The sequence below is a fragment of the Micromonospora sp. NPDC023814 genome (assembly GCF_040639595.1).
Lineage (GTDB): Bacteria > Actinomycetota > Actinomycetes > Mycobacteriales > Micromonosporaceae > Micromonospora.
Genome location: NZ_JBFAAF010000001.1, coordinates 78979 through 98524, shown reverse-complemented (window position 1 = coordinate 98524; position 19546 = coordinate 78979). Strand labels below are relative to the sequence as shown.

15 protein-coding genes are annotated in these 19546 nt (G+C 74.4%); 5 read left to right on the top strand and 10 right to left on the bottom strand.

From position 1 onward, the window contains the following. Positions 1 to 42: 42 nt before the first annotated feature. Genes AB0G14_RS00440 through eno form a run of 4 tightly spaced genes read right to left on the bottom strand, consistent with a single transcriptional unit; the run spans position 43 to position 3137 of the window. Positions 43 to 585, bottom strand: a complete 543-nt coding sequence (locus AB0G14_RS00440; protein ID WP_357692477.1) for an amino-acid N-acetyltransferase — start codon at positions 583 to 585, stop codon at positions 43 to 45. Positions 586 to 587: 2 nt separating this feature from the next. Further along, on the bottom strand, positions 588 to 1145 hold the full coding sequence (locus tag AB0G14_RS00435) for a DUF501 domain-containing protein (RefSeq protein WP_357692266.1): 558 nt from the start codon (positions 1143 to 1145) through the stop codon (positions 588 to 590). A gap of 34 nt (positions 1146 to 1179) precedes the next feature. Beyond that, complete coding sequence (locus AB0G14_RS00430) at positions 1180 to 1821, bottom strand: septum formation initiator family protein (protein ID WP_357692475.1); 642 nt, start codon at positions 1819 to 1821, stop codon at positions 1180 to 1182. Positions 1822 to 1853: 32 nt separating this feature from the next. Continuing rightward, positions 1854 to 3137, bottom strand: coding sequence for a phosphopyruvate hydratase (gene eno, locus AB0G14_RS00425; protein ID WP_357692264.1), 1284 nt, complete (start codon positions 3135 to 3137; stop codon positions 1854 to 1856). 236 nt (positions 3138 to 3373) lie between these two features. Between eno and AB0G14_RS00420 the strand changes: the two genes are divergently transcribed. Further along, complete coding sequence (locus tag AB0G14_RS00420; RefSeq protein ID WP_357692262.1) at positions 3374 to 4066, top strand: hypothetical protein; 693 nt, start codon at positions 3374 to 3376, stop codon at positions 4064 to 4066. Beyond that, complete coding sequence (locus AB0G14_RS00415) at positions 4063 to 5013, top strand: NUDIX domain-containing protein (protein WP_357692260.1); 951 nt, start codon at positions 4063 to 4065, stop codon at positions 5011 to 5013. Before AB0G14_RS00420 ends, AB0G14_RS00415 begins: the two co-directional genes overlap by 4 nt. Positions 5014 to 5107: 94 nt before the next feature. Here the strand turns inward: AB0G14_RS00415 and AB0G14_RS00410 are convergent, their stop codons facing one another. Genes AB0G14_RS00410 through mfd form a run of 4 tightly spaced genes read right to left on the bottom strand, consistent with a single transcriptional unit; the run spans position 5108 to position 12215 of the window. Next, positions 5108 to 6727, bottom strand: a complete 1620-nt coding sequence (locus AB0G14_RS00410) for a DUF885 domain-containing protein (RefSeq protein ID WP_357692258.1) — start codon at positions 6725 to 6727, stop codon at positions 5108 to 5110. Positions 6728 to 6736: 9 nt separating this feature from the next. Then, complete coding sequence (locus AB0G14_RS00405) at positions 6737 to 7708, bottom strand: nucleoside triphosphate pyrophosphohydrolase (RefSeq protein ID WP_357692256.1); 972 nt, start codon at positions 7706 to 7708, stop codon at positions 6737 to 6739. 2 nt (positions 7709 to 7710) lie between these two features. After that, on the bottom strand, positions 7711 to 8481 hold the full coding sequence (locus AB0G14_RS00400; RefSeq protein WP_357692254.1) for a hypothetical protein: 771 nt from the start codon (positions 8479 to 8481) through the stop codon (positions 7711 to 7713). Between the two features lie 59 nt (positions 8482 to 8540). Beyond that, entirely contained in the window at positions 8541 to 12215 is a 3675-nt protein-coding gene (gene mfd, locus AB0G14_RS00395; protein ID WP_357692252.1) for a transcription-repair coupling factor, read from the bottom strand. Positions 12216 to 12534: 319 nt separating this feature from the next. Between mfd and AB0G14_RS00390 the strand changes: the two genes are divergently transcribed. Beyond that, complete coding sequence (locus AB0G14_RS00390; protein WP_357692473.1) at positions 12535 to 13467, top strand: cyclase family protein; 933 nt, start codon at positions 12535 to 12537, stop codon at positions 13465 to 13467. A gap of 149 nt (positions 13468 to 13616) precedes the next feature. Here the strand turns inward: AB0G14_RS00390 and AB0G14_RS00385 are convergent, their stop codons facing one another. Continuing rightward, positions 13617 to 14657: a S66 peptidase family protein gene (locus AB0G14_RS00385; RefSeq protein WP_357692250.1), complete on the bottom strand. Its 1041-nt coding sequence runs from the start codon at positions 14655 to 14657 to the stop codon at positions 13617 to 13619. Between the two features lie 83 nt (positions 14658 to 14740). Here AB0G14_RS00385 and AB0G14_RS00380 point away from each other — a divergent pair, with 83 nt between their 5' ends. Together AB0G14_RS00380 and ppc are read left to right on the top strand one after the other, a co-directional pair. Further along, positions 14741 to 15760 (top strand): hypothetical protein, encoded by a 1020-nt coding sequence (locus AB0G14_RS00380; protein ID WP_357692248.1) that lies wholly within the window; start codon positions 14741 to 14743, stop codon positions 15758 to 15760. A 104-nt stretch (positions 15761 to 15864) separates the two neighbouring features. Continuing rightward, on the top strand, positions 15865 to 18651 hold the full coding sequence (gene ppc, locus AB0G14_RS00375) for a phosphoenolpyruvate carboxylase (RefSeq protein WP_357692246.1): 2787 nt from the start codon (positions 15865 to 15867) through the stop codon (positions 18649 to 18651). 78 nt (positions 18652 to 18729) lie between these two features. Here the strand turns inward: ppc and AB0G14_RS00370 are convergent, their stop codons facing one another. Continuing rightward, positions 18730 to 19515 carry a hypothetical protein gene (locus AB0G14_RS00370; RefSeq protein ID WP_357692244.1) on the bottom strand — a complete coding sequence of 262 codons (786 nt, stop codon included), beginning with the start codon at positions 19513 to 19515 and terminating at the stop codon, positions 18730 to 18732. Positions 19516 to 19546: the final 31 nt, after the last annotated feature.

Genomic DNA, 19546 nt, shown 5'->3' with positions numbered 1-19546 from the left:
CTTGTTCGCCGCCCACCCGCACCGGGCTGAGGCCACGGGCGGTCAGAGGCGCAGCAGCATCCGGGTGTTGCCGAGGGTGTTCGGCTTGACCCGTTCCAGGTCCAGGAACTCGGCGACGCCCTCGTCGTAGGAGCGCAGCAACTGCTCGTAGACCGGCTGCGGCACCGGCGCGCCGTCGATCTCGGTGAACCCGAACGAGCCGAAGAACCGGGTCTCGAAGGTGAGCACGAAGATCCGGGCCACGCCCAGCTCGCGGGCGGCGTCGATCAGCTCCGCGACGATCCGGTGGCCGAGCTTCCGGCCCCGGCAGGACGGGTCGACCGCCACCGTCCGGATCTCGGCCAGGTCCTCCCACATCACGTGCAGCGCGCCGCAGCCGACCACCGCGCCGTCGTCCGCCCGGACCGCGACCCGGAACTCCTGCACGTCCTCGTAGAGGGTCACGGTGGCCTTGCTGAGCAGCCGCCGGTCGTCGGTGTAGGTGTCGACCAGCCGCCGGATGCCGCGCACGTCGGAGGTGCGGGCCCGCCGCACCACGATCTCGTCGGCCCCCGCCACGCCCCCGCCCGCGTCCGCGCCCGCCATGGTCAGTCGGCCGCCGGCACGTCCACGCAGGGGCCGGCCGCCCACCACTTCTCCACCAGCGCCAGCGTCTCGTCGCCGAACGGGTTGACCCCCGGCCCGGCACCCAGCGCGTGCCCGAGGTGCACGTGCAGGCACTTCACCCGGCCGGGCATGCCGCCGGCGGAGATGCCGGCGATCTCCGGCACCTCGCCGATCGCCTCCCGGCGGGCCAGGTAGTCCTCGTGCGCGGCGCGGTAGCGCGCGGCCAGCTCCGGGTCGGCGGCCAGCCGGTCGGCCATCTCCTTCATCAGCCCGGCCGACTCCAGCCGGCTGCACGCCGCCGTGGCGCGGGGGCAGGTCAGGTAGAACAGCGTCGGGAAGGGCGTGCCGTCGGCCAGGCGCGGCGTCGTCTCCACCACGTCGGGCAGGCCGCAGGGGCAGCGGTGGGCGACCGCCCGGGTGCCCCGGGGAGTGCGTCCGAGCTGCGCGGCCACCGCGGCCAGGTCGGCCTCCGTGGCCGGCTCGCGCTTCGGCGGGGGTACGGAGTCCGCCGCCGGCTCCTGCGGTGGTACGACAGTCACGGTGCCCATCTCTCGTTCGGTGCTCGGGTGTTGCTCACTTGTCGGGCTGGTCGCCGTTGGCGGCCCGCACGCTGGACCAGAGGGTGTCGTACCAGGGGTCGGGCGTGGCGGCCTTCGCCGACTGTGCGGGCCCACCGGCGTCCCGGGCGGCGCCCTCGGGGTCGGAGAGCACGACCAGCAGCGTCTCGTCGGGGCGGACCATGAAGAACCGCTCCCGGGCCTTCGTCTCGATGTACGCCGGGTCCTGCCACTTGGCCGCCTCGGCGGAGAGCCCCTCGATCACCTCGCGCTGGGCCGCCTGGGCGGCCTCCATCCGCTCGATGTCGGCCTGTTGGTCGAGGTAGACCCGCACCGGGTAGGTGTAGGCCAGGGCGAGGGCGATCAGCACCGCGAAGAGCACGGTGGCCCGCCCGGTGAGGCCCCGGGAGTGGGGTGCGGTGAGCCGCTTGACCGTGCCGCCGGCCGCCGTACGACGGGCCCCGGCGGGCCGGTTCGCGGAGCGTACGCCCTCGGCGCCCCGGGCCGTCCCCGGTGCGCGACCGGCGGTGGCACGCGGCTCGGCGCGGACGCCGCCGTCGCGGACCGAGGCCCGGGCGCCCCGGGCCCCGCCCGGCCGGCCGGAGTGACCCGGCCGGCGGGCGGGACGCTGGCCACCCGGTGTGCGGCGCTGCTGCATCGTCACACCCCTCCCCCGAGGCTTCGCGCGTCTCAGGCCGAACGGTAGCGCGGGAACGCGCCCGCCCCGGCGTACCGCGCCGCGTCGGCCAGCTCCTCCTCGATCCGCAGGAGCTGGTTGTACTTCGCGACCCGGTCCGAGCGGGCCGGTGCGCCGGTCTTGATCTGGCCGCAGCCGGTGGCCACCGCCAGGTCGGCGATGGTGGTGTCCTCGGTCTCGCCGGAGCGGTGGCTCATCATGCACTTGAAGCCGGCCCGGTGGGCCAGGTCCACCGCGTCCAGGGTCTCGGTCAGCGAACCGATCTGGTTGACCTTGACCAGGACCGCGTTGGCGGCGTTCTCGGCGATGCCGCGGGCGATCCGCTGCGGGTTGGTGACGAAGAGGTCGTCGCCCACGATCTGGATGCGGTCGCCGACGGAGGCGGTGAGGGTCTGCCACCCGGTCCAGTCGTCCTCGGACAGCGGGTCCTCGATCGACACGATCGGGTAGTCGCCGACGAGCTTGGTGTAGTAGTTGCTCATCTCCTCGGCGGTCTTCGCGGCGCCCTCGAAGGTGTAGGTGCCGTTGTCGAAGAACTCGGTGGCGGCCACGTCGAGCGCGAAGACGATGTCGGCGCCGAGCCGGTAGCCGGCCTTCTCGACCGCCTCGGCGATCAGGTCCAGCGCGGCGGAGTTGGTGGGCAGGTTCGGCGCGAAGCCGCCCTCGTCGCCGAGGCCGGTGGACAGGTCCTTCTTCTTCAGCACCGACTTCAGCGCGTGGTAGACCTCCGCGCCCGAGCGCAGCGCCTCGCGGAAGCTGGGCGCGCCGATCGGCGCGATCATGAACTCCTGGATGTCGACGTTGGAGTCCGCGTGCGCGCCGCCGTTGAGGATGTTCATCATCGGCACCGGCAGCAGGTGCGCGTTCGGGCCGCCCAGGTAGCGGAAGAGGCTCAGCTCCGCGCTGCCGGCCGCCGCCTTGGCCACGGCCAGGGAGACGCCGAGGATGGCGTTCGCGCCCAGCTCGGACTTGCTGTCGGTGCCGTCGATGTCGAGCATCTTCTGGTCGATCAGCCGCTGCTCGCTGGCCTCGTAGCCGATGAGCTCGTCGACGATCTTGTCCTCGATGTTCGAGACCGCCTTCTCGACACCCTTGCCCTGGTAGCGGTCGGCGTCACCGTCGCGCAGCTCGATCGCTTCGAAGGCGCCGGTGGAGGCGCCGGAGGGCACCGCCGCACGGGCGATCGTGCCGTCGTCGAGCCCGACCTCGACCTCGACGGTCGGGTTGCCCCGCGAGTCCAGAATCTCCCGCGCGACGATTCCCTCGATGGTTGCCACTGAGTCGCTCCTCGTTTGTGTGGTTCCGGTCCGGTTCGGGCCGCGACGGTGCGGCTGAGGCAGGTGTGTTGAACGCAGCGTATCGGGCGGCCGTCGGACGCGGGCGGTCCGGGCGCACGGGGACCGGATCCGGAACATGCCCTCCGGCGGCGCTTTACGCAGACATTCCCGAATTCTCGGGCCTCAACCGGCAACGGGTTTGCGCGCGGTTGACCCGATCGGCCACGCTGTTCGCCATGCCCGCCGCCTCGACCACTCTCCGCATGCTCGCCGTGTCGGTCATCGCGTCGCTCACGGTGACCGGCTGTCAGACCCTGGACGACGCCGGCCGGGCGATCGGGCGGGCCGACCTGGTCAACGACATGGCCACCCGGCTGGACGGGGCGCTGGAGCTGACGTACTCGGCCGACTACCAACTTCCCGGCGGGCAGACCGCCACCATCGCCCAGGCCCAGGAGCCGGCCCGCTCCGCCTACACCTGGCCGGGCGGCAAGCTCACCGTCACCCCGGAGGCGACCGCCCGCTGCGAGACCGCCGCCGGCCGGGCGACCTGCACCCTGGAGGCCCCGCCCGCGCCCAACGCGAAGCCCTCGGTGGCCGTGTTCACCGAGGCCAAGCAGCAGGGCCTGGTCACGCCGCCGATCGTGGTGGGGCTGCTGACCGCCGCCGCGCTCGATCCGGACGCGGTGATCACGCAGAGCGACACCACCCTCGCCGGTCGCCACGCCACCTGCGTCGACGTGGAGCGGTCGAGCGGCGACTTCGTCGCCTGCGTGACCACCGAGGGGGCGCTGGGCAGCTTCACCGGCCAGGTCGACGGCAAGCCGGTCGAGCTGGCCCTGCACCGCTACCGCGAGACGGTCGACGCCACCGCGTTCGACCTGCCGTCCGGCGCCGGCGTGGTGGACCGCCGGACGACCACCTCGTGACCGGCCCGGCCGGCCCCGGCGCCGCCGCCCCGAAAGCGGCCGGCACGGCCGCCACCCCGTCCGGTGCGGCCGGTGGGCACGCGGCGTCGGGTCGCGGACGACCGGGCGGGTTCGTCCCCGGAGCCGACCGCTCCGTCGCGCCCGCGCCGACCGACCTGGCCCTGCCGGTGGCCGGGCGCAAACTGCTCACCGCCGCCGACGGCGCCGTCCTGCGGGTCGCCGACCTGCCGGCCGACACCGCGTGGGTGCCGCTGGGCACGCTGGACGGCGTCCCCGCGTGGGCGGCCGAGGCGACCGGGCAGGAGGAGCCACCCGGGGCGACGGGGCTGCCGGCCCGCTGGCGCGGCTGGGCGTCGCTGGCCGCCGAGGTACCCGAGCCACTCGCCACGCTGGCCGGCCGGGCGCTGACGGTGGTCGACTGGCGGCGTACGCACCGGTGGTGCGGGGCCTGCCGGGCCGAACTGGCCGACGTGCCCGGGGAGTCGGCCCGGCGCTGCCCCGACTGCGACCTGTACGTGCCGATGCGGCTCTCCGCCGCCGTGCTGGTGGCGATCACCCGCCCCGGGCCGGCCGGCCGCCCCGACGAGCTGCTGCTGGTGCGGCACGCGTCCGGGCCGACCGGGCTGTGGGCGCTCGTGGCCGGGTTCGTCGAGGCCGGCGAGACGCTGGAGGCGGCCGCCCACCGCGAGGTCGGCGAGGAGGTCGGGCTGGAGCTGGCCGAGCTGGTCTACTTCGGCAGCCAGCCGTGGGCGCTGTCCGGCCCGAGCGTGCTGCTCGCCGGCTTCACCGCCACCGCCGCCGACCCCACCGCCGAGCCGGTGGTGGACGGGCGGGAGCTGACCCAGGCGCGCTGGTTCCCGCTCGACCGGCTGCCGGCGGAACTGCCGCCCGCGTACTCCATCTCGCGCTGGCTGATCGACGCGACGGCGACCGCCGCGCGGCGGTGAGCGTGCCCTGCGCGTGCTCTACCGCGCGGCGCTGCGCATGCGCTGTTAGGAGGGGGCCCTTCCTCTACCGAAAACGTTAACTAGGTGCCCTTCCTTACACGCCGAGCAGGGTGCGCAGGTGGCGCGGGGGCGGGCAGTCGTGGGCGAGCATCGCGTCGTGCCAGTCGCGCACCGACACGCCGGCCGGGCGGGCCGCGGCGATCTCGGCCACCTCGCTGTAGCCGACGAAGTACGTCGAGAGCTGGGTCGAGGTGAGCAGCGCGCGCCGCCACTTGCCGGCCGCCTCGCCCTCCTCCTGGAAGCCCCGCCCGGTCATCAGCGCCATCGCCTCGGCCTCCGGCAGCCCCTCGCAGTGCACGAGCTGGTCCAGCAGCGCGTTGATGGTCATCCGGAGCTGCATCTTGAGCTGCTGCAACCGGACCGGCAGGCCGCCGAAGCCGAGGCCGGCCATCAGCTCCTCCGCGTAGACCGCCCAGCCCTCGATGAACGGCCCCGACTCGGTCAGCGCCCGGACCCGGGTGGGGCCGACGTGCCGGCGGGCGTGGGCGAGCTGGAGGAAGTGCCCCGGCATCGCCTCGTGCACGGTCAGGTTGCGGATCATGTGGTCGTTGTACTCCCGGTAGAACGACTCGACCCGGTGCGCGGGCCAGTCCGCCGGGGTGGGCGCGATGCAGTAGAAGGTCGGCACGGCCGCCGTCTCCAGCGGGCCGGGCGAGTCGCAGTAGGCGACCGCGACGCCCCGGGCGAACTCGGGCATCTCCTGGATCACGCAGGGGTCGTCGACCAGGGTGACCAGGTCGTGGGCGCGGACGAAGTCGGTCGCCTCGTCCAGGGTGACCGAGGCGAGCGCCACGATGGTGTGGTCGTCGGGGTGCTCGGCGGCCAGCATGTCCAGCGCGCGCCGCACGGTCTCGTCGTCGGCCGGGCCGCCGACCAGCTCGACGGCCGCCGCGCGGATCTCCTCGGTGACCCGGTCCAGGTTGGCCCAGGCCCGGCGCTGGATCTCGGCAGCGCCCAGCTCGGTGTCGAGGGTGTGCCAGAGCCGCGCCTCCCAGCGGCGGCGGCCCAGGCGCGGGTCGCGCCCGGGGCCGGCGTCGGCCGCCAGGCCCTGGCGCAGCCATGCGACGAACTCCTCCAGCGCGGCGATCGCCGAGATGGCGGCCGGCTCGACCCGGTCGTGCAGCGCGGGCGCCTGCGCGAGCAGGGCCGGCACCTCGTCACGGATCAGCGCCGCCGTGCCGGTGAACTGCCCGACCGCCGTCTCGGCGTGGACGCGCGGCATGTCGCGCAGCGTGGCGCGGGCGGTCGCCAGCGCGTCCGGCACCGCCGCGAGCCGGCCGGCCAGGCTGGTCAGCCGCTCCTCGACCGGGGCGTACGGGCGGGCGGCCAGCGCGTGCAGCAGCGGCCCCGGATTGTGCACCAGCGGGTCCCACTCGTGCGCCCGGATCTCGCTCCACTCGAACAGCTCCCGGTCGACGAACGACGTGAGCAGGGCGTGGTCGACCCGCTCCTCGACGCCCAGCGCGTCCGGGTCGAGTTCGGAGAGCGCGTCGGCGGCCTCCCTCAGCATCGCCTGGTCGGCCGCGGCGGCCGTCGCGGACAGGTCCGGCAGCCGGTCGTCGTACCGGTGGTCCCCGGTGGAGGTCGCGAGCCCCGGCCGGCTCTCCAGCAACGCGTCGACGATCCGCTCGGCGAGCGGCACAAAGGATTCCACCCACCGACCCTACCGGCGTTCGGCCGTCCTGACCGCGTCCGCGTAGGCGAGGGCGGCTCGGCGCAGGGCCGCCTCCGCGTCCAGGCCGGCCTCGCGGGCCGCCGCCACCGTGGCGAGCAGGCCCGCGCCGAGCCGCGCCTCCGGGTCCACCTGGGACTCCGCCAGCGGGGGCGGCACGGCGAGCCCGACCCGGCCGGCACGGTCGAGGATCTTGGCGGCCAGGGCGAGCGCGGGCTGGCTCAGCGCGATGCCGTCCAGCACCGAGTCACGCGCCTTCTCGGCCCGCTTGATCCGCTCCCAGCTCGCCTCGATCTCCTCCAGCGTGCCCGCCTCGCCCTCCGCGAAGACGTGCGGGTTGCGCCGGACCATCTTGTCGACCAGGCCCCCGGCCACGTCGTCGACGGTCCACCGCCGCCCCTCGGGCAGCTCCTCGGCGAGCCGGGCGTGCAGCACCACCTGGAGCAGCACGTCGCCCAGCTCCTCGCGCAGCGCGTCGGTGTCCTCGGCGCTGATCGCGTCGTACGCCTCGTAGCACTCCTCCAGCAGGAAGCCCGCGAGGCTGCGGTGGGTCTGCGCCCGCTTCCACGGGTCGCCGCCCGGCGAGACCAGCCGGTCCATCACCGCCACCGCGTCGAGCAGCCGGGCCCCCGGCGGGTCCCACGAGCCGTACATCAGCTCCAGCTCGGCCAGTCCCGGCTCGCGGGCCAGCCGCAGGCCCAGCTCCCGGGCCAGCGACTCGTCGCCGGCCGGGCCGGCCAGCCACACCACGGTGCCGTGCGCCGCCGCCGCGTCCAGCAGCGCCTGCGTCGCCGGACCGTCGACCACGGTCACCTCGGCGCCCGCCGCGCGGACCGCCGTGGTCGACTCGCTCTCCGCCCCGGTCAACACCGGATGCCGGCGTACGACGTCCCAGGCGGCGGCGGTCAGCAACCCGGCCGGCAGCCGGGGCGAGGTGACGAGCAGGACGATCCGCGCCGGCATGCTCAGCTGTCGGCCGGGCCGGCCGCCTCCGCCCCGGCCGGCGGCAGCGGATCCGGGGTGGAGACGTCGGTGACCGCGTCCGAGCCGGGCTCGCCCAGCGGCACGCTCACCGCCGGGGCGTTGCCGGCGAAGCTCAGCACCGGGAACTCCAGCGGGCGGTAGCGGGGGTTGACCGTCACGTCGTGCGCGGCGACCACCTCGGCCAGTGCCTTCCGGGTGGCCAGCGCGGTGCGGAACTGCGCGCCGTCGAGCTGGCCGGCGGCCGCCTCGTCGGTCACGTCGGCCGGGATGGCGCCCGCCTCGCGGCCCGCCGCCACCACGTCCCGCAGCTCCTGCTCCGTCGGCGCGGCCGGCGCCCCGGTCGGCACCCCCGACAGGCAGGTGTAGAGGTCGGCCACCCGCCGCACGTAGTCGGTGTCGGGCGACAGGCCGAACTGCTGGGCGAGCTGCGCCGCCGCCACCGCCCCCCGGGGCTGGTAGTTCTTCTCCGCCGAGACCTGTGCGCAGACCTCGCCCAGCACCAGCACACTGACGACCTCGCCGCGCCCGGGCAGCTGCGGCGCGGGCGCCGAAGGCCGGGCGTCGGGGGCGGTGGACTCCCCGCCCGGGGTCGGGTTCTTCGCCCGCAGGTCGGCCATGACCCCGGCGACGGCATCCTCGGTGATGCGCTGGTCGCCCACGTAGGCGGCGACACCGGGCTCGGCACGGCAACCGGAGAGGGCGACGAGGCCGATCGCCACGCTGGCGACGGCGACAAGACGGCGAGCACGCATGACGGCCACTCTCTCATGCCGCCCGCAGCCCGTGTGACGCCGCCCACCCGTCGCCCCGCTCACCGGGCCGGCGCCCCGACCGCCGCCGGCTCGCCCAGCACGTCGGAGAGGAGCTGGGCGCACCACTCCAGGAGGGCCTGGTCGCGCAGCGGCTCGCCGCCGATCCGCCGGGTGCTCGGCCGGGGCACGCTGACCTGGTCGAGCGCGGACTTGTAGACCGAGTCCGGGTGGTAGCGCTTGAGCCGCAGCTGCTTCGAGTCGGGCAGCGGCAGCGGGCCGAACCGGATGTGCTTGCCCTGCATGGAGACGTCGGTGAGGCCGTAGCGGCGGGCCAGCAGCCGGAACCGCGCCACCGCGACCAGGTTCTGCACCGGGGCGGGCGGCTCGCCGTACCGGTCGGTCATCTCGGCGACCACCTCGCGCAGCCGCTCCTCGTCGCGCGCCTCCGCGAGCTTGCGGTACATCTCCAGGCGCAGCCGCTCCACGCCGACGTAGTCGTGCGGCAGGTGCGCGTCGACCGGCAGGTCGACCTTGACCTCGGTCTCCTCCTCCGGGCGCTCCCCCTTGAACGCCTGCACCGCCTCGCCGACCATCCGCACGTACAGGTCGAAACCGACGCCCTCGATGTGCCCGGACTGCTCGCCGCCGAGCAGGTTGCCGGCGCCCCGGATCTCCAGGTCCTTCATCGCCACGTACATGCCGGCGCCCAGCTCGGTGTGCTGGGCGATGGTGGCCAGCCGCTCGTGGGCGTGCTCGGTCAGCGGCTTCTCCGGCGGGTAGAGGAAGTACGCGTACGCCCGCTCCCGGCCCCGGCCGACCCGGCCGCGGATCTGGTGCAGCTGGGCCAGGCCGAGCAGGTCGGCACGCTCCACGATCAGGGTGTTGGCGTTCGGGATGTCGATGCCGGACTCCACGATCGTGGTGCAGACCAGGACGTCGAACTCCTTCTCCCAGAAGCCGACCATCACCTTCTCGAGCGCCTCCTCGCCCATCTGGCCGTGCGCCACCGCCACCCGGGCCTCGGGCACCAGCTCGCGGAGCTTCCGGGCCGCCTTCTCGATCGACTCGACCCGGTTGTGCAGGTAGAAGACCTGCCCGTCGCGGAGCAGCTCGCGGTGGATGGAGGCGGCCACCTGCCGTTCGTCGTACGCCCCGACGAAGGTCAGCACCGGGTGCCGCTCCTCGGGCGGGGTGGCGATGGTGGACATCTCCCGGATGCCGGTGATCGCCATCTCCAGGGTGCGCGGGATCGGGGTGGCCGACATGCTCAGCACGTCGACCGAGGCGCGCATCGTCTTCAGGTGCTCCTTGTGCTCGACGCCGAAGCGCTGCTCCTCGTCGACGATGACCAGGCCGAGCGACTTGAACCGGGTGGCCGCCTGGAGCAGCCGGTGGGTGCCGATGACGATGTCGGCGGTGCCCTCGGCGGCCATCGCCAGGGCCTGCTCGGCCTCCTTGGGCGTCTGGAAGCGGGAGAGCTGCCTGATCGTCACCGGGAACTGGCTCATCCGCTCGGCGAACGTGTTGTAGTGCTGCTGCACGAGCAGGGTGGTGGGCACCAGCACCGCCACCTGCTTGCCGTCCTGCACCGCCTTGAACGCCGCCCGGACGGCGATCTCCGTCTTGCCGTAGCCGACGTCGCCGCAGATCAGCCGGTCCATCGGGACGGTCTGCTCCATGTCCCGCTTGACCTCTTCGATCGCCGCGAGCTGGTCCGGCGTCTCCTGCCACGGGAAGGCGTCCTCCAGCTCCCGCTGCCACGGCGTGTCCGGGCCGAAGTTGTGCCCCTTGGACGCCTTTCGGGCAGCGTAGAGCTGGATGAGCTGCGCGGCGATCTCCTTGACCGCCTTGCGGGCCCGGGCCTTGGACTTCTGCCAGTCCGAGCCGCCCATCTTGTGCAGGGTGGGCTGCTCGCCGCCCACGTAGCGGGAGAGCTGGTCGAGCTGGTCGGTGGGGACGAAGAGCCGGTCGCCGGGCTGGCCGCGCTTACTCGGGGCGTACTCGATGACCAGGTATTCCCGGGACGCGCCGTTGACGGTGCGCTGCACCAGCTCGACGTAGCGGCCGATGCCGTGCTGCTCGTGCACGACGTGGTCGCCGGCCTTCAGCTCCAGCGGGTCGATGGTGTTGCGCCGCCGGCTCGGCATCCTGCGCATGTCCCGCGTGGAGGTGCCCCGCCCGCCGGTGACGTCGTTGCCGGTGAGCAGCACGAACCGGGACGCCTCGTCGACGAAGCCGCTGGCCAGGTTGCCGCAGCTGACCAGCAGCTCGCCGGGGGCGGGGGCGGCCGGGATCTCCTCGGTCAGCCGCGCGCCGAGGCCGGCGTCGCGGAGCACCTCGACCGCCCGCTGGGCGGGGCCGTGCCCCTCGAAGACCAGCGCGATCGACCAGCCCTCGCCGGCCCAGCGCTTCAGGTCGTCGACGACCCGGGCGGTCTCGCCGTGGTAGAGCGGGGCCGGCTGCGCGGCCAGGGTCACCGCGATCGCGTCGTCGGGGGTGACGTCCACCTCGCCCGGCTCGTCCTCCCAGGGCTCCCGCGCCGGGGCGCCCTCCGCCTCGGCCAGGCCGAACGGCGACAGCGTCCACCAGGGCCGGCGCAGCCGCGCGGCGGCGGCGCGGACGTCCGCCAGGGTCCGGAAGGCGGCGGCGCCGAGGTCGACCGGGGCCTGCCCGCCGACGGCGGCCGCCGCCCAGCTCGCCTGGAGGAACTCCTCGGAGGTACGCACCAGGTCGTGCGCCCGGGTGCGGATCCGCTCCGGGTCGCACAGCAGCACGTGGGTGCCGGCCGGCATGCAGTCCAGCAGCAGCTCCATCGAGTCGGCGCCGATCAGCGCCGGGGCGAGGGACTCCATCCCCTCGACGGGGATGCCCTCGGCCAGCTTGTCGAGGATCTCGGCCAGCTCCGGGTGCTCCTCGGCCAGCGCCGCGGCCCGTTTCCGCACCGACGGCGTGAGCAGCAGCTCCCGGCAGGGCGGCGCCCACAGCTGCGGCACCTGCTCGATGGTCCGCTGGTCGGCGACGGCGAAGGTGCGGATCTCCTCCACCTCGTCGCCCCAGAACTCGACCCGGGACGGGTGCTCGTCGGTGGGCGGGAAGATGTCGAGGATGCCACCGCGTACGGCGAACTCGCCCCGCTTGGTGACCAGGTCGACCCGCGCGTACGCCATGTCGGTCAGCCGGCGGGCGACGTCCTCCAGGTCGGCCTCCTGGCCGGCGGCGAGCTGCACGGGTTCCAGGTCGCCGAGCCCCTTGAGCTGCGGCTGGAGCAGCGACCGGACGGGCGCCACGACCACCCGCAGCGGGCCGGTGCGGCCGTGCGCGTCGGCCGACCCCGGGTGCGCGAGCCGCCGCAGCACGGCCAGCCGCCGGCCGACCGTGTCGGAGCGGGGCGACAGGCGCTCGTGCGGCAGCGTCTCCCAGGACGGGAAGACCGCCACCTGCTCGGGCGGGAGGAGGGCGCCCAGCGCCGAGGCCAGGTCGTCGGCCTCCCGCGTGGTCGCGGTCACGGCGAGCACGGGGCGGCCCGCGCCGCCACCCGCCCCGCCGCCTCGGGCACCGCCGCCGGCCCCGTCGCCGACCGGGTCCGCCGCGACCGCGGCGACCGCGAACGGGCGCAGCGCGGGCGGCGCGGTGATATCGAGGCCGTCGACCTGCGCGGCACCGGAGCGCGCCAGGTCACGTGCCCGGGCCAGCCCGGGGTCGGCCAGGGCGGCGGAGAACAGACCGGTGAGCATGTCAATCACTTCCCGTGGGATCGCCGGCTCGGCACGCGGCAGCGCCGCAGCACGACAGAAGCCCCGCGTCCGTCGGGACGGGGGGTGCACGCCCGCCAGCCTATCTCGCGGCGGGGACAATCTCGCCCAGAGCCGACGGCGGCGCGTGGCGCGGAACCCGGATCCCGCCCGGACCGGACCGGGCGGGATCCAGACCGGACCGGGCGGGACCGGATCTTGACCGGGCGGGACCGGACCGGGCGGGACCGGATCTTGACCGGGCAGCGCCGATCGGGAGCGGATCTTGACCGGGGCAGCGCCGGCGTGGTCGGCTTCGATCATGGGTGGGCAGTGGCGGGCACAGTTCGACGCGGAGGTCACCTTCGCCAACGGCGGCGGGCTGCGGACCGACGGGTTCCGGCTCGACATCCCCGGCCGGGAAATCGGCGACGACGAGCTGGCGGCGCTGTTCGTCCGGCACCTCGGGCTGCTGATGGTGGCCGAGGTGCGGATCAGCGACAAGACGGTCGTCCAGGAGCCGCACAAGGGCGGTCGGGGCCTGACCGGCCCGGACGGTCCGGCCAGTGCGGCCGGCGCGGACGGGCGGCGGCTGGTCGAGCTGAGCCACGTGGTCACCGACGGGATGACCACCCTGCCGGGCTGGCCGGCCCCGCGGATCAGCGAGTGGCTGACCCGCGAGGCGTCCCGGGCGAACTACGCCCCGGGCACCGAGTTCCAGGTGGGGCGGATCGACATGATCGCCAACACCGGCACGTACCTGGACACTCCCGCGCACCGCTACGCCGAGGGCGCCGACCTCGCCGGCACGCCGCTGGACCGCCTCGCCGACCTGCCCGGCACCGTGGTCCGGGTGCCGGCCGGCACCCGCGCGATCGACCGGCTGATGCTGGCCCCGTACGACGTCGCCGGGCGGGCGGTGCTGCTGCACACCGGCTGGGACGCGCCTTTCGGCACCGACCGGTACGCCGCGCCGGAGGCGCCCCACCTCACCGGGGACGGCGCCCGGGCCCTGGTCGAGGCGGGTGCCGCCCTGGTCGGCATCGACTCGATCAACATCGACGACATGAGCCCGGCCGCCGCCGGCGAGCGCCCGGCGCACAGCACGCTGCTGGCCGCCGGCGTCCCGATCGTGGAGCACCTGACCGGCCTCGACGCCCTGCCCCCGAGCGGTTTCCGGTTCACCGCCGCTCCGCCGATGGTCGCCGGGATGGGCACCTTCCCGGTCCGCGCCTTCGCCGTCGTCCCGGCCTGACCTCGTCCCGGCCCGCGAGCGGGCGGCCTCGCGCTGGAGTGTGACCCGGTCCGTCCGCGCGGACGGCTTCGGTGGAACGTCATGGGTGTCAAGACCGTTCGTTGACACCCGTGGCGTTCCACCGAGCGGGCGCCGACAGCGGCGGGTGGTCAGTAGCGCACCGAAATCCGGCGCTCGACCGCGTCCACCCGGATCTCGCCGCCGTACGGGACGATCAGCTGCGGATCGGTGTGGCCGAGGTCGACGTCGAACACCACCACCGCGTCCGGGTTGTAGGCGGCGAGCGCCCCGGCGACCGCGTCCCGCTGGGCGTCGGCCCACGCCCGCCGCTCGTCGACGGTGTGCGGCCGCTCGAAGTCCCACGCCTTCGCCCGGCCGACCAGCACCGCCGGGAACGCGGCGAGCAGGCCCCGCTCGCCCATGTTGCGCAGGATCCGGAACACCTCGGTGGCCGAGGGCATCTCCTCCGACGTCTCGACGATCAGCACCGACCCGGCCAGTGCCCCGGCCGACGGAACCCGGTCGGTGGCCATCAGAAAGTGCAGGATCTCCAGGTTGCCGCCCCAGGTACGCCCCTCGACGACCGCCGACGGCCCCTGCCAGCGCCAGCCCTCCCCCGGCAGCATCTCCGGCTCGTGGGCCAGCGACGCCGGGTCCCGCCAGTCGTTCGGCCGGTCGCCCCACTCCGGCGCGGGCGTCAGGTCGTACCAGCCGGAGGTGAAGAGGGCGGCGCGCAGCGAGTCGAACGTCAGCGGGTGCGGCCTGCCGGGGCGGCCGAGGTGCACCAGCACCGACCCGCCGTGGTACGCCACGATCCCCAGTCGGTGCAGGTGGTTGAGCACGTTCGTGTTGTCGGAGTACCCGAAGTACGGCTTCGGGTTGGCCCGCAGCACCGCGTCGTCGAGGTGCGGGGTGACCGTGATCAGGTCGTCCCCGCCGATCGTGGCGAGCACGGCGGTGACCGTCGGGTCGGCGAAGGCGGCGGTCAGGTCCCGCGCCCGGTCGCGCGGGTCGGCGCCCATCACCCGGGTCGTCGGGTACTCCACCGGCTCCAGGCCGAACTCCTCGCGCAGCCGGCGCAGCCCCAGCTCGTACACGTGGGGGAAGATCGCGGGCAGGCCGGCGGAGGGCGAGACGACCGCGACCCGGTCGCCGGGGCGGGGTTTCGGGGGATAGCTCGGCGACGTCATGATCGGACGCTATCGGGTCAGTCGAACGGATTCGGCCGGGATAATCGCCACGAAAGCTCCGAAAGCCGCCCTAGGCTGGCGGCGTGGACGAGGGGGCGCGCAACCGGCTGCGGACCGTGGGGCTTCTGCTCGGCACCCTCGCGCTCGCCATCGCGTTCATCGCCGCCTACGTCGGCGCGCTGCACCAGCCGACCCCGCGTGACGTGCCCGTCGGGGTGGTGCTCGGCGACCAGAAGGCGCAGGCCCTCCTCGCCGCCGTGCGCAACCAGACCGACAAGATCAAACCTGTCGAGTACGACGACCCGGGCGCCGCCGACGACGGCCTGACCACCCGCGAGGTGTACGGGGTGCTCGCCGCCACGCCGGCGGGCGGGCTGACCCTGACCACCGCCAGCGCCGCCGCGCCCGCCGCGGCCGACGTCGTCGTGCAGGTGCTCTCCACCGCAGCGCGGCAGGCCGAACTCCCGCTGCGGGTGACCGACGAGGTGCCGGTGGCCGGGACCGACCCCCGCGGGCTGGTCCCGTTCTACCTGGCCGTCGGGTACGTCCTCGGCGGGTACCTCGCCTCCACCGTCCTCGGCCTCGGCAACGGCACCGCGCCGCGCGGACCGCGCCGCGCCGGGCTGCGGATCGCCGCGCTGGCGGCGTACAGCCTGGTGCTCGGGGCCCTCGGCGCGGTCGTGGTCGGCCCGGTTCTCGACGTCTGGGACCACGACCTGGTGGGCGTCGCCGCCACCGGGGCGCTGGCGGTGTTCGCGGCGGCGATGGTCGCCTCCGCCGTGCAGGGCTGGCTGGGACTGCTCGGCACCGGGCTGGTGATCCTGCTGCTGGTGGTGCTCGGCAACCCGGGCTCCGGCGGCATCTACGCCCCCGAGTTCCTCCCCACCTGGCTGCGCGGCATGCACCGGTGGAACGTGCCGGGGCTGGCCACCGACCTGCTGAAATCCGTCGTCTACTTCGACCGCCGGTCGACCGGCTGGGCCGTGACCGGGCTCGCCCTGTGGTGCGTCCTCGGCGCGGCCGGGCTGCTCACCGCCAGCCTGGTCCGGGGCCGGCGGACGGCGCCCCGCCAGGCCGGGCGCCCCGCGTCCCCAACGGACTGAGGAATGGGACGAAACCGGGACCCCCTCCTGACGACGGGGTCGCCGTGGATACGATCCAGGGGATCGGACAGCGCTGTCCTTCGTACTCACGTAAGGAGCGCCCCGTGAGCGACCAGCACGACCACGACGGCCCCGACGCCGCGTTGCGAGCCGACATCCGCCGCCTCGGCACCCTGCTCGGGCAGACCCTCGCCCGCCAGGAGGGTCGGCCGCTGCTCGACCTGGTCGAGGAGATCCGCGCGCTGGTCCGCTCCGACGCCCCGAGCGCCGCCCAGCGTCTCGCCGGCCTCGACGTCACCACCGGCACCAAGCTGGCCCGCGCCTTCTCCACCTACTTCCACCTGGCCAACATCACCGAGCAGGTGCACCGGGCCCGGGACCTGCGCCGCCGCCGGGCCATCCAGGGCGGCTGGCTGGACCAGGCGGCCAAGATGATCGCCGAGCGCGGGGTGCCGGCCGAGGAGATCGCCGCAGCGGCCCGACGGCTGGCGGTACGCCCGGTCTTCACCGCCCACCCGACCGAGGCGGCCCGCCGGTCGATCCTGTCCAAGCTGCGCGCCATCGCCGACGAGCTGGACACCGAGACCGCCAACGCGATCCTCTACGGCGCCAGCGACGAGGGCCCGGCCAACCGCCGCCTCGCCGAGCTGCTGGACCTGATGTGGCAGACCGACGAGTTGCGGTTGGACCGGCCGGACCCGACCGACGAGGCCCGCAACGCCATCTACTACCTGCGCGACCTGTACGCCGAGGCCGCCCCGCAGGTCCTCGACGACCTCGCCGACACGCTGCGCGCCCTCGGCGTGGAAACCTCCCCGACCGCCCGGCCGCTGACCTTCGGCACCTGGATCGGCGGCGACCGCGACGGCAACCCGTTCGTCACCCCGACCGTGACCCGCGAGGTGCTGACCATCCAGCACGAACACGGCATCGAGGCCACCGAGAAGGCGATGGACCACCTGATCAACGAGGTGTCGGTGTCCCGGCGGCTGCGCGGGGTGTCGCTGGACCTCTCCGCCAGCCTCGCCGCCGACCTGGACGCGCTGCCCGAGGTGGCGCCCCGGTTCCGCCGGGTCAACGCCGAGGAGCCCTACCGGCTCAAGGCCCGCTGCGTGAAGGCGAAGCTGGCCAACACCCGGCAGCGGCTACGGCAGGGCACCGCGCACGTGCCCGGCCGGGACTACCGCGGCTCGGCCGAGCTGATCGCCGACCTGGAGCTGCTGCGCGCCTCGCTGGCCCGCAACTCCGGCCAGCTCACCGCCGTGGGCCGGCTCGCCTCCACCATCCGCACGGTCTCCGCGTTCGGGCTGCACCTGGCGACCATGGACGTGCGGGAGCACGCCGAGGCCCACCACGCGGTGCTGGCCCAGCTCTACGCGGCCGTCGGCGAGGTCTCCGACTACCCCTCGCTGACCCGCCTCGAGCGGACGAAGCTGCTCGCCGACGAGCTGGCCGGCCGTCGACCCCTGTCCACGCTGGACACGCCGCTGACCGAGGCGACGCGCAAGACGTTCGACGTCTTCGGCACCATCCGCGAGGCGCAGGACCGGTTCGGCGCGGAGGTCATCGAGTCGTACATCATCTCGATGACCCTCGGGGTGGACGACGTGCTCGCCGCGGTGGTGCTGGCCCGCGAGGCCGGCCTGGTCGACGTGCACAGCGGCCGGTCCCGGATCGGGTTCGTGCCGCTCCTGGAGACGCCGAGCGAGCTGAACTCGGGCGGCGAGCTGCTCGACGAGCTGCTGTCCCTGCCGGCCTACCGGGCGCTGGTCGCCGCGCGGGGCGACGTGCAGGAGGTGATGCTGGGCTACTCCGACTCCAACAAGGAGGCCGGCATCACCACCAGCCAGTGGTCCATCCACCGGGCCCAGCGCGCGCTGCGCGACGTGGCCGCCCGGCACGGCGTGCACCTGCGCCTCTTCCACGGCCGCGGCGGCACGGTCGGGCGCGGCGGCGGGCCGACGCACGAGGCGATCCTGGCCCAGCCGTACGGCACGCTGGACGGCGCGATCAAGGTGACCGAGCAGGGCGAGGTCATCTCCGACAAGTATTCGCTCCCGTCGCTGGCCCGGGAGAACCTGGAGCTGACCCTGGCCGCGGTGCTCCAGGCCACGCTGCTGCACACCGCACCCCGGCAGCCCGCCGAGATGCTGGAACGCTGGGACGCGACGATGGAGCTGGTCTCCGACTCGGCCTTCCGGTCGTACCGGTCGCTGGTCGAGGACCCGGACCTGCCCGCGTACTTCTGGGCGTCCACGCCGACCGAGCTGCTCGGGGCGCTGAACATCGGCTCCCGTCCGGCGAAGCGGCCCAACACCGGGGCCGGGCTCGGCGGCCTGCGCGCCATCCCGTGGGTGTTCGGCTGGACCCAGACCCGGCAGATCGTGCCCGGCTGGTTCGGGGTCGGCTCCGGGCTGGCCGCGGCGCGGGCGGCGGGGCTGGCGGACGTGCTGGCCGAGATGCACCGCAACTGGCACTTCTTCCGCACGTTCCTGTCCAACGTGGAGATGATGCTCACCAAGACCGACCTGAGCATCGCCCGCCGGTACGTCGAGACGCTGGTGCCGAAGAAGCTGCACCCGATCTTCCACAAGATCGAGCAGGAGTACGAGCTGACCAAGCAGGAGGTGCTGGCGGTGACCGCCTCGCCCGCCCTGCTGGAGAACTCCCCGGTGCTCCAGCGCACCCTGGCCGTCCGAGACACCTACCTGGAGCCGCTGCACCACCTCCAGGTCGCCCTGCTGCGCCAGTACCGGGAGTCCGGGGCGGCGGGCCGGGCGTTGGCGACCGCGCCGGGCGGCCGACGGGCCCCGAGCGACGGCACCGCGCTGGAGCGTGCCCTGCTGACCACGGTCAACGGCATCGCCGCCGGCATGCGCAACACCGGCTGAGGTGTAAGGAAGGGCACCTTGTTAACGGATTTTGTATAGCAAGGTGCCCTTCCTAACACGGCGACCGGCGGGAGCTCACTAGTCGCCGCCACCACCGAAATCGCCGCCGCCGAAGTCCCCGCCGCCGAAATCGCCGCCACCGAAATCGCCGCCGCCGAAATCGCCGGGCTGGTCGCCGCCGAAATCGCCGGGCTGGTCGCCGTGGTCGGCGCCGTCGCCGAAGCCCTCCTCGTAGCCGGCCACGTAGCCGTAGCCCGGGTCGGCGAAGGCCGGCGAGAAGAGCGCGTCGGCGATCAACAGGCCGCCGACCACGCCCGCCCCCGCGCCCAGCGCGGTCTTCCACCACGGCGTGGAGTACCAGCCCGCCGGCACCGGCCGGCCCTGGTAGCGCCCGCCCGGGTAGTAGTAGGGCGTGTCCCGGCCCGGTTGCGGGCCCGCCTTGAACGTCTGCCCCCGCACGTCGACCTGCCGCTCCCGGGTCAGCTCGCCGGCGCCCTGCGCGGCGGCCAGCGGGGGCAGCTCGGGGCCGGGGTCGATGCCGAGCGCCACCCGGGCGGCCCGGGCGTACGTCAGCCCCTCCAGCGCGGTCTCCCGGGCCAGGCGGTACTGGTGGACGGTCCGGGCCTGTTCGAGCTGGCTGCCGGCCGCGTTGTAGCGCTCGCCCGCGTCGACCAGCGCCTGGCGGACCGCCGGGTGGTCGCCGTGCAGGTTCATCACCTGTCCGCCCAGGCGCTCGTACCAGCGCTGGGCGTCGGCCCGCACGTCGGCCAGGCTCCGCGCCTCCCGGGCGGCGCGTTCCCGCCGCCACCAGACGAACGCGCCCACCAGCAGCGCCGCCAGGATCACCACCAGCAGAATTTCCATGGCACGAACGTACCCGGGACGGTCCGGCCGT

Excerpts from the sequence above, each read along its gene's own strand:
- AB0G14_RS00430 (WP_357692475.1), bottom strand. The coding sequence starts at position 1,821 with ATGCAGCAGCGCCGCACACCGGGTGGCCAGCGTCCCGCCCGCCGGCCG.
- AB0G14_RS00400 (WP_357692254.1), bottom strand. The coding sequence starts at position 8,481 with ATGCGTGCTCGCCGTCTTGTCGCCGTCGCCAGCGTGGCGATCGGCCTC.
- AB0G14_RS00390 (WP_357692473.1), top strand. The coding sequence starts at position 12,535 with ATGGGTGGGCAGTGGCGGGCACAGTTCGACGCGGAGGTCACCTTCGCC.
- AB0G14_RS00385 (WP_357692250.1), bottom strand. The coding sequence starts at position 14,657 with ATGACGTCGCCGAGCTATCCCCCGAAACCCCGCCCCGGCGACCGGGTC.
- AB0G14_RS00370 (WP_357692244.1), bottom strand. The coding sequence starts at position 19,515 with ATGGAAATTCTGCTGGTGGTGATCCTGGCGGCGCTGCTGGTGGGCGCG.
- AB0G14_RS00440 (WP_357692477.1), bottom strand. The coding sequence starts at position 585 with ATGGCGGGCGCGGACGCGGGCGGGGGCGTGGCGGGGGCCGACGAGATC.
- mfd (WP_357692252.1), bottom strand. The coding sequence starts at position 12,215 with ATGCTCACCGGTCTGTTCTCCGCCGCCCTGGCCGACCCCGGGCTGGCC.
- AB0G14_RS00405 (WP_357692256.1), bottom strand. The coding sequence starts at position 7,708 with ATGCCGGCGCGGATCGTCCTGCTCGTCACCTCGCCCCGGCTGCCGGCC.
- AB0G14_RS00420 (WP_357692262.1), top strand. The coding sequence starts at position 3,374 with ATGCCCGCCGCCTCGACCACTCTCCGCATGCTCGCCGTGTCGGTCATC.